Source organism: Klebsiella michiganensis (genome assembly GCF_015139575.1).
Taxonomy (GTDB): domain Bacteria; phylum Pseudomonadota; class Gammaproteobacteria; order Enterobacterales; family Enterobacteriaceae; genus Klebsiella; species Klebsiella michiganensis.
Window position 1 is genome coordinate 227,316 of record NZ_AP022547.1, and the last position, 17,569, is coordinate 244,884.

Consider the following 17,569-nt stretch of genomic DNA (forward strand, 5'->3'; position numbering starts at 1 on the left):
CTACGGGTTCAGCGTTGTCTACGGGCCGGTAGCCCGGACAGATGCGCCAGCATCGCCTCCGGGAAAATACGCTGCTTGCTAAGAGTGTAAGAAAACGCCTCCACCCTCATTTCCTGGCGCCAATTCCCTATTTTGTGACATCTTCCATTGTATTTTTTTATATATACTCCGATCTTTTTTCGCGAAGCTTATGGATAACTTCAGCATTTTCCGCTGTGCGTTTTAACGTTCACGCTATTTATCGCTCACATATTGGTCACATCGCAAGAAATTTTTACCATTTACCATAATTGCTTATCACTGGCTGCTGGAAAATATTAAGGCGTTTATTCTGTCTATTGGCCGCTAGCATAAATTTCTCTGCTGGAAATAGCGCTTTGCACTTTTTTTAATCTTTGCCCGCCAATTCTCACACCGGATGTAAAACCAGGTTGGCTGTATTGACGTTTCCCCATTCTGTTGACAGATTGTAGGGCATGAGGGGCATTTCATGGAGAATCCGTACTGCAACTCAGTCGTTTTTGTGAAAGGAATCCCCATCTCTCTCAACGCTTTCGGGCACCACCGACCGGACCGGGTATATTCTAAATAGTTCGAGCTGCGGGAAGGCGGCAAGCGTGAGAATCCCAAGGAGCATAGATGACTATGTGACCGGGGTTATCGAGCGCAGCCAACGCATCCGTAGTTCGCAATATGACGAATAAAAATAAATAAAGGTCTGGCGGATATATGCAAACAACATCACATTTGGAGCAGAATAATGAGTATTTCCTTGAAGAAATCAGGGATGCTGAAGCTTGGTCTGAGCCTGGTTGCCATGACCGTCGCAGCAAGCGTACAAGCGAAGACCCTGGTTTATTGTTCAGAAGGTTCGCCGGAAGGCTTTAACCCGCAGCTCTTCACCTCTGGTACCACCTATGACGCCAGCTCAGTGCCGATTTATAACCGCCTGGTGGAATTCAAAACCGGCACCACGGAAGTCATCCCGGGCCTGGCTGAAAAATGGGAAGTTAGCGAAGACGGGAAAACCTATACCTTCCATCTGCGTAAAGACGTGAAGTGGCAGGATAATAAAGATTTTAAACCGACCCGCACGCTGAACGCCGATGACGTTGTCTTCTCCTTCGACAGACAAAAAAATACCAATAACCCGTACCATAAAGTGTCTGGCGGCAGCTATGAATACTTTGAAGGGATGGGATTACCTGACCTGATTAGCGAAGTGAAGAAAGTGGACGATAACACCGTCCAGTTCGTGCTGACCCGTCCGGAATCGCCGTTCCTTGCCGATCTCGCCATGGACTTCGCCTCTATTCTGTCAAAAGAGTATGCCGACAACATGCTGAAAGCCGGTACGCCGGAGAAAGTGGACCTCAACCCAATCGGTACCGGCCCGTTCCAGCTGCTGCAGTACCAGAAAGACTCCCGTATTCTCTATAAAGCCTTCCCGGGCTACTGGGGCACCAAGCCGAAAATCGATCGCCTGGTCTTCTCCATTACCCCTGATGCTTCCGTGCGCTACGCTAAGCTGCAGAAAAACGAATGCCAGATTATGCCGTACCCGAACCCGGCAGATATCGCGCGCATGAAGGAAGACAAAAACATCACGCTGCTGGAACAGCCGGGCCTGAACGTCGGCTACCTCTCTTTCAACACCGAGAAGAAGCCGCTGGATGATGTCAAAGTTCGCCAGGCGCTGACCTACGCGGTCAACAAAGAAGCGATTATCAAGGCCGTTTACCAGGGCGCAGGCCAGGCCGCGAAGAACCTGATCCCGCCGACCATGTGGGGCTATAACGACGACGTTAAAGACTACACCTACGATCCAGAGAAAGCGAAAGCGCTGCTGAAAGAAGCAGGCCTGGAAAAAGGCTTCACCATCGACCTGTGGGCGATGCCGGTACAGCGTCCGTATAACCCGAACGCGCGCCGTATGGCTGAGATGATTCAGGCCGACTGGGCGAAAGTCGGCGTCCAGGCCAAGATCGTGACCTACGAGTGGGGTGAATACCTCAAGCGCGCGAAAGCGGGCGAGCATCAGACCGTCATGATGGGCTGGACCGGCGACAACGGGGATCCGGATAACTTCTTCGCCACCCTGTTCAGCTGCGCGGCGGCAAAAGACGGTTCTAACTACTCCCGCTGGTGCTACAAGCCGTTTGAAGACCTGATTCAGCCGGCTCGCGCCACCGATGACCACAACAAACGCATTGAGCTGTATAAGCAGGCTCAGGTCGTGATGCACGATCAGGCTCCGGCGCTGATCGTCGCCCACTCCACCGTCTATGAGCCGGTGCGTAAAGAGGTCAAAGGCTACGTGGTCGATCCATTAGGTAAACACCACTTCGATAACGTCTCTATCGAATAATAACAGCGTGTTTCCCCTCTCCCCGCCTTGGGGAGAGGGAATTGACATTTGTGAGCAATACAGACGTCCTGTCACCAGGCGGGCCGTCTCCAGAGAGAATCCGGGTTATGTTGCAGTTCATTCTCCGACGTTTGGGACTTGTCATCCCAACATTTATCGGTATTACCCTTCTCACTTTTGCCTTCGTTCATATGATCCCCGGCGACCCGGTGATGATTATGGCGGGCGAACGTGGTATTTCCCCTGAACGTCACGCGCAGCTGCTGGCCGAAATGGGCCTCGATAAACCGATGTGGCAGCAGTACGTCAACTATATTTGGGGCGTGATGCACGGCGATTTGGGCATCTCGCTGAAAAGCCGTATTCCCGTTTGGCAAGAGTTTGTACCGCGCTTTAAGGCCACGATGGAGCTGGGCGTCTGCGCGATGATTTTTGCCGTCATCGTCGGGATCCCGGTGGGCGTGCTGGCGGCGGTTAAACGCGGCTCTATCTTCGACCACACCTCCGTGGGCCTCGCGCTGACAGGCTACTCTATGCCCATCTTCTGGTGGGGCATGATGCTGATCATGCTGGTGTCGGTACAGCTTAACCTGACGCCGGTTTCCGGGCGCATCAGCGATACCGTCTTCCTTGACGATACCCTGCCGCTGACCGGATTTATGCTGATCGATACCGCGATTTGGGGCGAGCCGGGCGACTTTATTGATGCGGTAATGCATATGATCCTGCCCGCCGTGGTGCTGGGGACGATTCCCCTGGCGGTGATCGTGCGTATGACCCGTTCATCAATGCTGGAAGTGCTGGGCGAGGATTATATCCGTACCGCGCGCGCGAAAGGCCTGACGCGGATGCGGGTGATCATCGTTCATGCGTTGCGTAACGCGATGCTGCCGGTGGTCACGGTGATCGGTCTGCAGGTCGGTACGCTGCTGGCGGGGGCCATCCTGACCGAAACCATCTTCTCCTGGCCGGGCCTTGGCCGCTGGCTGATTGACGCGCTGCAGCGCCGCGACTATCCGGTGGTGCAGGGCGGGGTGCTGCTGGTGGCGACGATGATTATTCTCGTCAACCTGCTGGTCGACCTGTTGTACGGCGTGGTGAACCCGCGTATCCGGCATAAGAAGTAAGGGGCCATCATGTCACAAATTACTGAAAATAAAGTTGTCGCCGCGCCGGTGCCAATGACCCCTCTGCAGGAGTTCTGGCACTATTTTAAACGCAACAAAGGCGCCGTCGTGGGGCTGGCCTATGTCGTGGTGATGATTATCATCGCCATCTTCGCCAACTTCCTCGCGCCCTATAATCCGGCGGATCAGTTCCGCGATGCGCTGCTGGCTCCGCCGTTCTGGCAGGAGGGTGGCAGCGTGAGCCACCTGCTCGGCACCGATGACGTCGGCCGCGATATCCTGTCGCGCCTGATGTACGGCGCGCGCCTGTCGCTGCTGGTCGGCTGTCTGGTGGTGGTACTGTCGCTGATCCTCGGCGTGGTGCTCGGCCTTGTCTCGGGCTACTTTGGCGGCGTGGTTGACTCGGTCATTATGCGCGTTGTCGATATTATGCTGGCGCTGCCGAGTCTGCTGCTGGCGCTGGTGCTGGTAGCCATCTTCGGTCCGTCGATCGTCAATGCCTCGATAGCGCTGACCTTTGTCGCCCTGCCGCACTACGTGCGTCTGACCCGAGCGGCGGTGCTGGTAGAGGTAAACCGCGACTACGTAACCGCTTCCCGCGTGGCGGGGGCAGGCGCGATGCGTCAGATGTTCATCAACATTCTTCCTAACTGTCTTGCGCCGCTGATTGTTCAGGCGTCGCTGGGCTTCTCTAACGCCATTCTCGATATGGCCGCTCTTGGCTTCCTTGGCATGGGTGCGCAGCCGCCGACACCGGAGTGGGGCACGATGCTCTCCGACGTGCTGCAGTTCGCGCAGAGCGCCTGGTGGGTCGTCACCTTTCCGGGTGTCGCTATCCTGCTGACGGTGCTGGCATTTAACCTGATGGGTGACGGTCTGCGTGACGCGCTCGATCCCAAACTGAAGCAGTAAGAGGTTCGAGATGGCGTTATTAAATGTAGATAAACTCTCGGTGCACTTCGGCGACGAAGGGACGCCGTTCCGCGCCGTAGATCGCGTAAGCTACAGCGTAAATCAGGGCGAAGTGGTCGGTATCGTCGGCGAGTCCGGCTCGGGTAAATCGGTCAGCTCGCTGGCGATTATGGGGCTGATTGACTATCCCGGCCGGGTGATGGCTGAAAAGCTGGAGTTTAACGGTCGCGACCTGAAGCGCATTTCCGAAAAAGAGCGCCGCCAGCTGGTGGGCGCGGAAGTGGCGATGATCTTCCAGGACCCGATGACCAGCCTGAATCCGTGCTATACCGTCGGTTACCAGATTATGGAAGCCATTAAGGTGCACCAGGGCGGCAACAAGAAAACCCGCGTGCAGCGGGCGATTGACCTGCTGACGCTGGTGGGGATCCCCGATCCGGCTTCGCGTCTTGACGTCTATCCGCACCAGCTTTCCGGCGGTATGAGCCAGCGCGTGATGATTGCGATGGCCATCGCCTGTCGGCCAAAGCTGCTGATTGCCGATGAGCCCACGACGGCGCTGGACGTGACCATCCAGGCGCAGATCATCGAGCTGCTGCTGGAGCTGCAGCAGAAAGAGAATATGGCGCTGATCCTGATCACCCACGATCTGGCGCTGGTGGCCGAAGCGGCGCACAAAATCATCGTCATGTACGCGGGGCAGGTGGTGGAAACCGGCGATGCGAAGGATATCTTCCGCGCGCCTCGCCATCCCTATACGCAGGCGCTGCTGCGCGCGCTGCCGGAGTTCGCTCAGGATAAAGCGCGTCTTGCCTCGCTGCCGGGCGTGGTGCCGGGCAAATACGACCGTCCGAGCGGCTGTCTGCTCAACCCGCGCTGCCCCTATGCGACCGACAAATGCCGCAGCGAAGAACCTGAGCTGAACCTGCTTAACGGCGGTCGCCAGTCGAAATGTCATTACCCACTTGATGATGCCGGGAGGCCTGGGCTATGAGTACGCATGAGGCCACCACGCAACAGCCTCTGTTGCTGGCCACCGATTTGAAAAAATACTATCCGGTGAAGAAGGGGCTCTTCACGCCGGAACGCCTGGTCAAGGCGCTGGACGGCGTCTCGTTTACCCTTGAACGCGGTAAAACGCTGGCGGTAGTGGGGGAGTCCGGCTGCGGTAAATCCACGCTCGGTCGTCTGCTGACGATGATTGAAATCCCCACCGGCGGCGAGCTCTATTACCAGGGACAGGACCTGCTTAAGCACGATCCGCAGGCGCAGAAGCTGCGCCGGCAGAAAATCCAGATTGTGTTCCAGAACCCCTACGGTTCGCTGAACCCGCGTAAAAAGGTGGGGCAGATTCTGGAAGAGCCGCTGCAGATCAACACCAGCTTGAGCAAAGAGCAGCGCCGGGAGAAGGCGCTGGCGATGATGGCCAAAGTGGGCCTGAAAACCGAGCACTACGACCGCTATCCGCATATGTTCTCCGGCGGCCAGCGTCAGCGTATCGCCATTGCCCGCGGTCTGATGCTTGACCCGGACGTGGTGATCGCCGACGAACCGGTTTCCGCGCTGGACGTTTCGGTGCGCGCGCAGGTGCTGAACCTGATGATGGATTTACAGCAGGATCTGGGGCTTTCTTACGTCTTTATCTCCCACGATCTGTCGGTCGTGGAGCATATCGCTGATGAAGTGATGGTGATGTATTTAGGCCGCTGCGTGGAGAAAGGGACGAAAGATCAAATCTTCAACAACCCGCAGCATCCGTACACGCAGGCGCTGCTGTCGGCAACGCCGCGTCTGAATCCGGATGACCGCCGCGAGCGCATCAAGCTCACCGGCGAGCTGCCGAGCCCGCTGAATCCGCCGCCGGGCTGCGCGTTTAACGCCCGCTGCCGTCGCCGTTTCGGCCCGTGCACCCAGCTTCAGCCGCAGCTGAAGGACTACGGCGGCCAGCTGGTAGCCTGCTTTGCGGTCGACCAGGATCAGAACGGCGAGAAGCCCCTGAGCTGATTCAGGCAATCGATAATCAAAGCCGAAGCCTGTGCTTCGGCTTTTTTTTAACCATAACTCAGCACTGTTGGAACAACCGACAACGAACAATACTGGCATTTTACGCCACAACTATTGCTATCCCGGGAGTCCGGGATAACTACATGAATGTATTTTACTTTATCTTGATTGTTTCTTTAGCCGGAGCAAATTAACAGCAAAAGCGATGCATAAAACTGTTCCTTGTTGTTCGGTCAACGCTTTATATTCCTGGTTTTTGGCTAACATCCTGAGCTATTTATTTTGGACGGGAACACTATTTTATTATTTTAATTAAGCGCGGTAAGTGATTTCTAAACGCCTTAAAAAATATTAAAATGTATTCTCTTTAGCCTTCCCCTGGCGTGTATTACGCCATTTTTTAAAATTCAGACAGTATAAAAAACTACGATCTGCTAATAGCCTGGCAGGCTGCGGGGGGATTGACGGCGCAGCCGCCCAAAAAATGGGGCTATCATTTTGAAAAAGAACTGTTAGTGTAACCGCACTGCCACTATGGAATTACACCAGCCTGACCTATCCAAAATAATCAAATCGCGACTAAAGTTAGCGTATTGTGACGGCCGTAACGCCGGGTAAATGCCCAAAAAACAACAAATTAAACTACGCTTTAGTGGCGTGGGATGACAATTAAAACAGATTAAATATGACGTATTTAAATCATGAGGTTATCTATGAACCATTATGATGATTTGCAGCGCTTCAAGGAAAAGACGCGGACACACAGTCTAAAATTTAAGGACCTATCATCAGAAGCCGCCGCCGGTGAAAAAGGGGATTGGGTTATTCTCAATCAACTTATTCCGGCGGAGGAAGCGTCTTCTTTGGCCATGGGTGGGTCAGTTTCCTTACCTCTGCCGCAGCGGGTTCCTGCCGATATGTTTCACAAGGTGGAGCCTGCGGTCGTTCAGGCTCCCCCGGGGCCCTCTTTGGCTGCACCGTCCCTGATTATCCCTCCCTCCGCGCCGCAGCCCGCCCCCCTGACGGACATTGCTGCTGCGGCGGCCGTAGAGCCTGCGCTGCCGCAAAGCCTGGCAGCGGCTGCGCCCGCCCCCCAGCCGGCGGTTTCTCAGGCTGCTGCGCAGCCGGTACCGGTCAGCGTCCCTGCTCCGGCAGTCAGGCCTCGTTCGGCGGCCGCGCCGACGACGGAGGGTTTTGCCCATCTTTTTGCGGCCAAAACCGCGGAGCCGGTAGCAAAAGATAAAGATCAATCACTGAAATCACTCCTGGAGAGGATTGCGACATGCCGTTGATCTGCGTGTGTTCACCGAAAGGCGGCGTAGGAAAAACGACCCTGGCGGCAAATCTGGCCTGGGCGCTGGCCCGCGCAGGCAGTAAAGTTCTGGCCCTCGATTTTGATGTGCAGAACGCCCTGCGCCTGCATTTTGGCGTCCCCCTCAGCGACGAGCGCGGCTATGTCGCGAAAGCGCTGGAGCTCCATGACTGGAGCCAGTGCGTATTAAGCGCCGGCAGCAATATTTTCGTCTTGCCCTACGGCGACGTGAGCGACGCGCAGCGGCAGGCCTTCGATGAACGCCTGAGCCATGACGAGCATTTCCTGACCCGCGGCCTGGCGGCATTACTCAATTATCCGGGACTGATTACGATTGCCGACCTGCCGCCGGGCCCTTCGCCCGCGCTAAAGGCGCTCACTTCGCTTGCCGATATGCATCTGGTACCGCTGCTGGCGGATACCGCCTCGATGTCCGCGCTGGCGCCCGTGGAAAAGCTGCGTCTGACCGGGGGCGAACTCAACCATAAACTCGGACACTATTTTGTGATCAACCAGAGCGATAACCGTCGCCAGGTCAGCCGCGATGTTACGGCGTTAATGGAAGAAAAGCTGGGCGATCGTCTGCTGGGCATCATCCATCGTGATGAAAGCGTGGTGGAAGCGAATGCTTCCCAGAAGTCTATCCTGGACTTTAACTCCTCCTCCGCAGCCGCCTTTGATATTGAAATTATTGCCAAAAAAATCTCTGTGCAGTTGGGTATCAATATTGGTGACGGCAAGGTGCATAGCCAGCCTCGCAGGTCAGGGCTTTAATTTAATTGCAGGGCTGCTGAATGAAAAAGACGCTTTTCTGGTTGCTGGTACTGGTACTTTCGCCCATTGCCGTGCTGGTGGTGATCACGCCGATGGACAGCCAAAAGCAGTATATTTTTGGCCTGCTGAGCATCGGTATTCTCTTTGTGATGGGGTTCAGTAAAAACCGCAGCGTTTCCGTCATCATGGTGGTGACATCGCTGCTGATGTCGACCCGATATATGTATTTCCGTCTGACGCAGACCCTGCATTTTAACTCCACCATCGAAGCGATTCTGGGGATGGGGCTGTTTCTGGCGGAAGTCTATATCTGGGTGATGCTGCTGCTTAACTACCTGCAAACGGTCTGGCCGCTAAAGCGTGAAATTGTCCCGCTGCCGGATGATATGAGCAAGTGGCCGACGGTAGATATCTATATTCCCAGCTATAACGAACCGCTTGAGGTGGTGCGTGATACGGTGCTGGCTGCGCAGTGTATTGATTATCCAAAAGATAAATTAAAAATCTATTTGCTGGATGACGGTAAGCGCAATGAATTCGCGGTATTCGCCGCCGACGTTGGGGTTGGGTATATCACCCGTAACGATAACAAACACGCCAAGGCGGGCAACCTCAACCACGCGATGACGCTGACCCACGGCGAGCTGATCTGCGTTTTTGATTGCGATCACGTGGCAACCCGCGTCTTTTTGCAGGCGACGGTGGGCGGATTCCTCAACGATCCGATGCTGGCGCTGGTGCAGACGCCGCACTACTTCTATTCGCCGGATCCCTTTGAGCGCAACCTCTCCGTGGGCCGCAATATTCCCAACGAAGGGATGCTGTTTTATGGCCCGATTCAGCAGGGGAACGACAACTGGAACGCGACCTTTTTCTGCGGCTCCTGCGCCGTCATTCGCCGCGCCGCGCTGGAGCAGATCGGCGGCTTTGCGGTAGAGACCGTGACCGAAGATGCCCATACCGCGCTGAAGTTCCAGCGCCTGGGCTGGAAGTCGGCGTTTCTTGATATACCTCTGGCGGCCGGCTTAGCCACCGAACGTCTGGTGGTGCACGTGATTCAGCGTACCCGCTGGGCGCGCGGGATGACGCAAATATTCCGTCTGGATAACCCGCTACTGGGCCGTGGGCTGACGTTCCAGCAGCGCCTGTGCTATCTCAGCGCCATGCTCTATTATCAGTTCGCCCTGCCGCGGGTGGTCTTTGTCACCGCACCGCTGGCCTACCTGCTGTTCAACCTGAATATCATCTACTCCTCGGCCAGCCTGATTGTCTCCTATGCGCTGCCGCATCTGTTCCTCGCGATCTATGTCGGCTCGCGCATGAACGGTCGCTATCGTTACAGCTTCTGGGGCGAAATCTACGATATCGTGCTGGCGTTCCACCTGGTACTGCCGACGCTGGTGACCATGATTTTCCCCAAACGCGGGAAATTCAACGTGACCGATAAAGGCGGCCTGCTGGACGTGGGCTACTTCGACTTTACCGTCGTCAGACCGCACCTGGTCGTCGCCTGTCTGCTGGGCCTGGGGGTGGTGGTCGGTATCGTCCGCGCCATCGGTCACGACTACTTTGGCTCAGACCCGAACGTTATCGCGCTGAACGTCGGCTGGGGGATTTACAGCCTGATCTTCCTGCTGGCCGCCATTGCCGTGGCGCGCGAAACCCGTCAGGTGCGAAAAACGATTCGTATTGATGTCGATATTCCGGTACTGATCCACTACACCAGCGGCATTGTCTCCCGCAGCCACACCGCGGACCTGTCCATGGGCGGCTGCCGCGTAAGCGCGCCGGATAAGCGTCACCTGCAGGATGAAATCGAAGAGATTGAGCTGATTCTCCAGTCCGGCGCGATTTCGATCCCGGTGCGCCAGGTCACCGCTGACGACCAGTTTATTCGTCTGCAATTTGATGAAAATATTCAGCTCTCCCGCCGCCGCGAGCTGGTGCGCGTGGTGCTGGCCCGCGCCGATGCGTGGATTAACCCGCCGCGCCCGCAGGACAACCCGTTCCGCTCTTTTGCCACCATTTTGCGCTGCGTATTCGAACTGTTCTGGCTGACGTGGAAGACGCGCCGTAGCCAGCGTCGTCAGCCGCCTGCGGTGAATCCAGCGCAGGAGGATGGCAGCCTATGAAACGTTTAACGACGCTTGCGCTGCTGGCCGGTATGCTCTCTGCGCCAGCGCTGCATAGCGAGGAAACGCCCCCGGACGCATTGCCGCCGCTTAATTTTCCGCTACCTGATGCGGGAGCCAGCGGCGCGTCGGCGCCTGCCAGCGAGTCGAATTCGCCCGCCACGACGGAGCCCGCGCCGGCAAACGTCCCTCAGCCGGCTTCGCTACCCGCGATGCCGTCGCCGGTTGCCTCTGGGGTCGCTGATACGGTGCCGCTAACGCCGATTGTCGGCGGAGACCTGAACCTCATGCAGATGGGCATGCCGGACGGCATCATCCTTAGCGGTGGACAAAACCAGGGCGGCGCCAGCTTTACGCTGCCCTCCGATCAGGTGGTCACCCACGCCCAACTGATGCTGGATGTTAAGGTCTCGCCGGAGATGGCGTCCCGCAACGCCACGCTGCAGTTAATGCTCAACGGCCAGCCGCTCGGCACGCTACCGCTGGGCGCGGACGGCGAGGAGATCTCGCACTATCAGCTGGATATCCCGGCGGCGCTGATGGTCTCCAGCAACAACCTGAGCTTTAAGATTAACGACGGCGATGCAATGCAGTGCCGGCTCGATATTCACGACACCTCGCGGGTGACCATTTTGCCCGCCTCCCACTTTAGCTGGGAGAGCCAGCAGCTTAATATCAGCAACGATTTAGGCCATTTCCCGCGCCCGTTTTTCGACAGTATGCAGATGACGCCGGCGGATATCGCTATCGCGTATCCGGAGAAACCAACGGCGGATATTTTCAGCGCTGCGGCGCTGGTGTCGTCATGGCTGGGTATTCAGGCCGATTATCGCGGTATCGCTTTTGACGCGCTGAGCGATCGCCTGCCCGAGAAGCACGGTATTATCATCGGCCACCCCGGCGATCGGGTGGGCGGCCTGACGCTACCGCAAACCGACAAGCCGCTGCTGCGGATCGTTGAGAACCCCGGCAATCCGGCCTATAAGCTGCTGCTCATCGTCGGCCAGAACGACGCGGCGCTGCGGATGGCCGCCTGGCGCCTGACCCGCGGCGATTTCGCCCCGCAGACGGCCAGCATGGATGTTGATCCGCAGACGATAGCCGTCAGCAGGCCGTACGATGCCCCGCGCTGGATCGCCACCGATCGGCCGGTAAAAATCAGCGAGCTGATCCGCCAGGATCAAAGTATGACCGTCAGCGGCGTATGGCATGAACCGCTACGCGTGGCCTTCCGCGCCGCGCCGGACCTCTACCTGTGGGATGGCGAAACCATTCCCCTGCAGATCGGCTACCGTTTCCCGTCGGAGAGCTGGATTAACGAGGATAAGTCGCTGCTGAGCGTGACGCTCAACAACACCTTCCTCAACAACCTGCCGATGAATAAACAGGGTCCGCTGGAGAAGCTCTGGCGTCACCTGGGCGGCGACGCGCGTCAGGAACGGTTCACTATCCCGCTGGCGCCGTATCTGATTTACGGCGATAACCAGCTCTCGCTCTATTTCAATCTGGTGCCGAAGGACAGCGCGCCCTGTTCAGTTCTGCTGAACAGCACGATTAAAAGCCGCATTACCGACGACTCGTGGATCGATTTGAGCGGTACGCGGCACTTCTCGTTGTTGCCGAATCTTTCCTATTTTGTCGGCGCGTCGTTCCCGTTCTCCCGGTTGGCAGATTATTCGCAAACCACGCTGCTGCTGCCGGAACAGCCTTCGGAAACGCAGGTCGCGACGATGCTGAATCTGGCCGCCCGCTCGGGGAACTCGACCGGTAAAGCGCTGGCCAATAACCGCGTGATGCTGGGCGTTCCTGACGACGGCGCGAATGCGCTGTTCCTGCGCGATCGCGATGTCCTGGCGGTGAGCGCCCTCGATCAGAAAGCGTTTAATCAGCGCCTGCTGGCCGATTCTCCCTATCAACCGGTCGATAACCTGCTGAGCGTACGTGAACCGGCGCTATGGACAAAAATTCAGCGCAGGCTGAGCGGCGACTGGGCCTCCGACGGCGTGGATGCCGATCGCTATTTCTCTTCCAGCAGCGCCTGGCGCGGGTTTATTAGCTATCGCTCGCCGTGGAACCCGCAGCGGGTGGTCGTGGTGGCGATGGCCAGCAGCGACGATCAGCTGGCGAAACTGGAAGACGATCTTAATTCACCGCGCATCAATGCCGGTATTCGCGGCGATACGGCGGTGATTACCAGCGACAACGGCGTGCGTAGCTTCCAGGTCAGTACGCCGTTCCCCAGCGGCCAGATGCCGTGGTACATGATGGCGGTGTGGTATGCCAACCAGCACTCCGGCCTGCTGGCGGTGCTGGGGTTAATCGCCACGTCCATTCTGGGTCTGGCGCTGACCGCGATGTTCAAACGTCATGCCCGCAAGCGCCTGGAGTCGGGAGATAGCCAATGAAAAGAGTCGGTAAAATGAATACGAAGGCGGCCCGTCAATTTTCCACGCTGTGCCTGTCCGGCGCGCTGACGCTTGGCGCCTTCGGCGAGGCGCAGGCGGCGGGTAACGATGCGGCGCTGCAGGCGCTGTTTGCGCAGGCCAACTACTGGCACGAAAAATCGCACGACGAGCTGGCGATGGAATCGCTGCAAAAAGTGTTATCGGTGGATGCCAACAACGCTCAGGCGCTGTACCTGATGGCGCTGTGGGCGCAGCAGGGGGGCAACCTGCAGGCCGCGGCCCAGTGGCGGGCGCGACTGGAGAAAGCGGCGCCCAACAGTCCCGGCTTGCAGGATCTGGATAGCGCCAAAAAAATGGCGCAGGTCCCGCAGGGGCAGCTCAATCTGGCCAGACAGCAGGCGCGCAGCGGCAACGTGCCTGCCGCGCTGGCGACCTGGCGGAGTATGTTCAACGGCAGCGTTCCGCCTTCCGGACTGGCGGCGGAATACTACATGACGATGGCCAGCGACAAATCGCTCTATCCGCAGGCGTTGAGCGAACTGCGTCAGTACGTCGCTCAGCATCCGCAGGAAAACGGGCCGCGCGTGGCCCTGGGCAAGGCGCTGACCTGGCGCGAAGAGACCCGCCGGGAAGGGATCGCCATGCTGGAGCCGATGGCCAGCGGCAGCAAAGAAGCCGATGCGGGACTGCGTCAGGCGCTGCTGTGGATGGGGCCGCAGCCGGGAGATGAGCCGTTTTACGATACCTGGATGCAGCGCCACCCGCAGGATAGCGAAGTGCAGAACTACTTCCGCGAACGGCGCAGCGGCCAGGCGCGCGGTCAGGGTTACGCTGATCTGAACAGCGGCAATACCGCCGCGGCGAAGCAGCAGTTTGAACAGGTCCTGCAAACCAATCCGCAGGATGCTGACGCGCTTGCCGGGATGGGCTATATCGCCCAGCGCAGCGGCGATTTTCAGGCGGCCTCTCAGTATTTGGGCCGGGCGGCGGATCTCGGCGGCGAGGGCTCTGAAACCCGGCGTCAGCAGGCAGGGGATGCGCTGTTTTACGGCCAGCTTGCTCAGGCGCAGCAGGCCTATAAGCAAGGCAACATTAGCCAGGCGCTGGCGCTCTCCGCGCCGCTGGCGCAGCAGAGCGGGACGCAGGGCTCGGCGGCGAAGCTGTTCCGCGCCGACGTTCTGCGCCACAACAAAGACCTGCCCCAGGCCGAACAAACGCTGCGGGCGCTGCTCAACGAGCAGCCGCAAAATGGCCCCGCCCGGGAGAATCTCTATTACGTTCTGCGTGAACAGAATAAAACCGCAGAAGCCCAGTCGTTGCTGCGAACGCTGCCGGAAAGCCTGCAGCAAAAGCTGCAGCCGCGCGTGGTCACCGGGACGCCGGGAGACTCCCTGCGTCGACAGGCCCAGGAGCAGGCCAGCGGCGGTAACGTGTCCGGGGCGATCGCCACGCTGCGCCAGGGCGTTTCTCGCTATCCGGACGATGCGTGGATGCGCCTCGATCTGGCCCGACTGCTGCAAAAATCCGGCAACGACGGCGAGGCGAATGCGATTATGGGCGCCGCGTATCGTCCCGGCGCCAGCAGCAGCTCGCTGTACGCCGCCGCCCTTTTCGCCAGCGAGAACGGCGGCTGGCAGCAGGCGCAAACGCTGCTGGCAAGAATTCCCCCCGCCAGCCAGACCAGCCAGATGCGCGATTTGCACCAGCGGGTGAACTACAACCTGCAGCTGGCGACGGCCGAGGGGTATCTGGCGCAGGGTAATTCCGTCGCGGCGTCCAATACGCTGAGGGCGATGGCCGCGACGCCGCCAAAAGCCCCGGCGGATGTCGGTAAACTGGCGCGCCTGCTGGCCCAGAGCGGCGATGTCACTACCGCGGTATCGCTGGTGCGTAACAATATTAACGGCGGCATCTCCGGCAACGCCGGGGATTACGCCGATCAGGTGACGGTGCTTAACCAGGCTGGCCTGACCAACGAAGCGCAGAGGCTGCTCACCAACCCGCAGCTGCAGGCAAGCAGTACGCCGACGCAGCTGGCCAGCATTCGCAACGGCTATGTGATTAACGACGCGGATCGCCTGCGCGAGCAGGGTAACTACGCGGCGGCGTATGACAAGCTGATGGGCGCCATGCAGAGCGACCCGCAAAATACCGACCTGATGTTCGCCATGGCGCGTCTCTATCAGAGCGGCAAAATGAATAAAGAGGCCGGGGTCGTCTATGACTACCTGATGACCCGCGATACGCCGACCCAGGACGCGCGCAGCGGGGCTATTGATGTCGCGCTGTCGGCGGGCGATAACGACCGGGCGGCGCAGCTGGCAAGCGGGCTGCGCCCGGATAATTCGCCGGACCGTTTGCTGCTGCTGGCGCGCGTGGCCGAATCGCAGGGCCATCATCAGCAGGCGATGACCTATCTGCGCAGCGCTCGCGGCAGGCTGCTGGGGTTACAGAGCAGCAACGGCACGCAAACGCCGACCGTGGGCGGCGTGCTGGCGGCGGATAATCCGTTCGTCGGCGTCTCGCGCACGCCGGCGGCGACGCGTACCGCTTCCACCTACGGGCAATATATGCCGTGGCAGGTTTCACAGGTATCGACGGGCGATGGCAGTACGCTGCCGGGGATCCAGCGCACCGATCTGCCGGTCGAAACCGCGCAGACCCGGATGCTGCGCCAGGTGGATACCATGATGGAGACGTTGCAGGAAAAAACCGGCACCTGGCTGCAGGGGGGCATGGAGGTTCGCGGCCGCGATGGCGAATCCGGCACCAGTAAGCTGACCGAAATCAAAACCCCGCTGACCTGGTCCTCCTCGCCGTTCGGTGATTCGCGTTTCGACTTTACCGTGACGCCGATTACGTTGAACGCAGGGACGGCAACCGGGGACGCCTGGCGGCGCTATGGCGCGAATCCGCTATCAAACGCGGTCTCCAATATGATCTCCACCGCCACCAGCGAGCAGGCGGCGATTGCGGCGATGACCGATACCGAGCGCACGACGTACTTTGCCAACAATCCGGGGGCGGAGACCTTGAGCGGTCTCGGCACGCTGAATGCTTCAGACTTTAACGCCACCACCAGCAGCGGCATGGAGAATCTGGCGAAGCTGGGCGCTTACGATTCCGGGCAGGTCGCCAGCTATCTGGCTTCTTCAAATCTGAAACCTAACGTTGATCGGGCCAGCGGCTCAACCGATTCGCAAAAAGCCAACGGCGTGGCGCTGGCGCTGGCGCTGAGCGGCGACGAATATCGCGTCGATATCGGCAGCACGCCGCTGGGTCAGGATCTGAATACCGTTGTGGGCGGCGTGAAGTGGTCGCCGAAGCTGACTAACTATCTGTCGCTGATTTTTACCGGCGAGCGTCGTTCGCTGACCGACAGCCTGCTCTCCTGGGTGGGGCTGAAGGATTCCTACTCCGGCAAAACCTGGGGTCAGGTGACCAAAAACGGCGGTACCCTGCAGCTCAGCTATGACGACGGCGATGCCGGTTTCTACGTCGGCGGCGGGGGCTATAGCTACCTGGGACAAAACGTCGCCAGCAATACCAGCATCAACGCCAACGCCGGGGTTTATCTGCGGCCTTACCACGATGAGTATCGTCAGTTGCAGACCGGGCTGAGTATGAGCTACATGGATTACTCGAAAAACCTGAGCTACTTCACCTACGGACAAGGGGGCTACTTCAGCCCGCAGAACTACGTCAGCGTGTCGCTGCCGGTAAGCCTGACGGAGAAATATGATAACTGGACGATGAAGCTTGGCGGTTCGGTGGGGTATCAATCTTACAGCCAGGATAAGAGCGCCTATTTCCCGACCAACGCCGAGTGGCAGCAAACGCTCGAGACCGCTGTGAGCAACGGTTTTGCCAAAGAGGCCTACTATTCAGCCACCTCGAAGAGCGGCATCGGCTATACCCTGCGCGCCGGCGCGGATTACAAAGTCAATAAACAGATGACGCTCGGCGGCCAGGTGGGTTATGACACCTTCGGCGATTACAACGAGAGCACCGCCGGCCTCTATATCCGCTACATGCTGGGAGATCGCTGATCGTGACGGACAATAATAATGCGCTGGTAATGGCCTGGTTTCAGCAGCAGCAAACCCCTGCCGGGTGGTTCGATCTGCTGCTGATTATGGTTGATGGCATGGTCAATAACGCGGGCGAGCTGGAGAGCCAGCCCTTTCTGCGGCAAATGGGCGAGGCGCTGGCCGATGAGCATCCGCTACCGGAGTCGGAAACGCTCGGTGAGCTGGAAGCCAATATGAATGCGCAGCTAAGCCGGTTTCAGTGGGGCGTAGTGAGCGTTGAGGTTAGCGATGACGGCCTGCGGTTACGCCATCAGGCGCTGCCGGTGAGCCGCGATGAAGCGCGCCGCGTCCGCTGGTGTAATGCGTTTTGTGCCATACTCGAGGGGCTTTATTCCCGCTGGCTACAGGGACAGGGCGGCGCGGCGCACGTGGTGTTACAGCGCGAGCGGCTGTTTTCGGTCTCTGACGTTCAGTTTCTTTACTTCCATCCCTGAAGGGTGAATT

General features: G+C 58.5%; 10 protein-coding genes and 1 pseudogene. All 11 read left to right on the forward strand.

Translation table 11 applies throughout. The features are described from left to right. Window positions 1–760: 760 nt before the first annotated feature. The 11 genes and pseudogenes from dppA to bcsD all read left to right on the forward strand — a co-directional run bounded on the left by dppA (window position 761) and on the right by bcsD (window position 17,559). Window positions 761–2,368, forward strand: a complete 1,608-nt coding sequence (dppA, locus tag JLG71_RS01090) for a dipeptide ABC transporter periplasmic-binding protein DppA (RefSeq protein ID WP_004855324.1) — start codon at window positions 761–763, stop codon at window positions 2,366–2,368. A 107-nt stretch (window positions 2,369–2,475) separates the two neighbouring features. Then, window positions 2,476–3,495 carry a dipeptide ABC transporter permease DppB gene (gene dppB, locus JLG71_RS01095; RefSeq protein ID WP_014227188.1) on the forward strand — a complete coding sequence of 340 codons (1,020 nt, stop codon included), beginning with the start codon at window positions 2,476–2,478 and terminating at the stop codon, window positions 3,493–3,495. Window positions 3,496–3,504: 9 nt separating this feature from the next. Then, on the forward strand, window positions 3,505–4,407 hold the full coding sequence (gene dppC, locus JLG71_RS01100) for a dipeptide ABC transporter permease DppC (protein ID WP_025106797.1): 903 nt from the start codon (window positions 3,505–3,507) through the stop codon (window positions 4,405–4,407). A gap of 10 nt (window positions 4,408–4,417) precedes the next feature. Further along, window positions 4,418–5,401 carry a dipeptide ABC transporter ATP-binding protein gene (dppD, locus tag JLG71_RS01105; protein WP_004855320.1) on the forward strand — a complete coding sequence of 328 codons (984 nt, stop codon included), beginning with the start codon at window positions 4,418–4,420 and terminating at the stop codon, window positions 5,399–5,401. Next, window positions 5,398–6,411, forward strand: coding sequence for a dipeptide ABC transporter ATP-binding subunit DppF (dppF, locus tag JLG71_RS01110; RefSeq protein WP_014227185.1), 1,014 nt, complete (start codon window positions 5,398–5,400; stop codon window positions 6,409–6,411). The genes dppD and dppF overlap by 4 nt, the downstream gene beginning before the upstream one ends. 713 nt (window positions 6,412–7,124) lie before the next feature. Further along, window positions 7,125–7,703, forward strand: coding sequence for a cellulose biosynthesis protein BcsO (gene bcsO / locus JLG71_RS01115; protein WP_116280820.1), 579 nt, complete (start codon window positions 7,125–7,127; stop codon window positions 7,701–7,703). A 1-nt stretch (window position 7,704) separates the two neighbouring features. Beyond that, window positions 7,705–8,497 (forward strand): annotated as a pseudogene (bcsQ, locus tag JLG71_RS01120) (cellulose biosynthesis protein BcsQ). Window positions 8,498–8,517: 20 nt separating this feature from the next. After that, window positions 8,518–10,629 (forward strand): UDP-forming cellulose synthase catalytic subunit, encoded by a 2,112-nt coding sequence (gene bcsA / locus JLG71_RS01125; protein WP_052958990.1) that lies wholly within the window; start codon window positions 8,518–8,520, stop codon window positions 10,627–10,629. Continuing rightward, window positions 10,626–13,034, forward strand: a complete 2,409-nt coding sequence (gene bcsB / locus JLG71_RS01130) for a cellulose biosynthesis cyclic di-GMP-binding regulatory protein BcsB (protein WP_116280822.1) — start codon at window positions 10,626–10,628, stop codon at window positions 13,032–13,034. Before bcsA ends, bcsB begins: the two co-directional genes overlap by 4 nt. Next, a complete protein-coding gene (locus JLG71_RS01135; RefSeq protein ID WP_200913940.1) occupies window positions 13,031–17,083 on the forward strand; it encodes a cellulose biosynthesis protein BcsC in 4,053 nt (1,350 codons plus the stop codon). Before bcsB ends, JLG71_RS01135 begins: the two co-directional genes overlap by 4 nt. Next, window positions 17,083–17,559 (forward strand): cellulose biosynthesis protein BcsD, encoded by a 477-nt coding sequence (bcsD, locus tag JLG71_RS01140; protein ID WP_025106801.1) that lies wholly within the window; start codon window positions 17,083–17,085, stop codon window positions 17,557–17,559. The genes JLG71_RS01135 and bcsD overlap by 1 nt, the downstream gene beginning before the upstream one ends. Window positions 17,560–17,569: the final 10 nt, after the last annotated feature.

Bases quoted from the DNA above. Each gene is read 5' to 3' on its own strand.
- dppD (WP_004855320.1), top strand. From the start codon at position 4,418: ATGGCGTTATTAAATGTAGATAAACTCTCGGTGCACTTCGGCGACGAA.
- dppB (WP_014227188.1), top strand. From the start codon at position 2,476: ATGTTGCAGTTCATTCTCCGACGTTTGGGACTTGTCATCCCAACATTT.
- dppF (WP_014227185.1), top strand. From the start codon at position 5,398: ATGAGTACGCATGAGGCCACCACGCAACAGCCTCTGTTGCTGGCCACC.
- JLG71_RS01135 (WP_200913940.1), top strand. From the start codon at position 13,031: ATGAAAAGAGTCGGTAAAATGAATACGAAGGCGGCCCGTCAATTTTCC.
- bcsA (WP_052958990.1), top strand. From the start codon at position 8,518: ATGAAAAAGACGCTTTTCTGGTTGCTGGTACTGGTACTTTCGCCCATT.
- bcsO (WP_116280820.1), top strand. From the start codon at position 7,125: ATGAACCATTATGATGATTTGCAGCGCTTCAAGGAAAAGACGCGGACA.
- bcsB (WP_116280822.1), top strand. From the start codon at position 10,626: ATGAAACGTTTAACGACGCTTGCGCTGCTGGCCGGTATGCTCTCTGCG.
- dppA (WP_004855324.1), top strand. From the start codon at position 761: ATGAGTATTTCCTTGAAGAAATCAGGGATGCTGAAGCTTGGTCTGAGC.
- dppC (WP_025106797.1), top strand. From the start codon at position 3,505: ATGTCACAAATTACTGAAAATAAAGTTGTCGCCGCGCCGGTGCCAATG.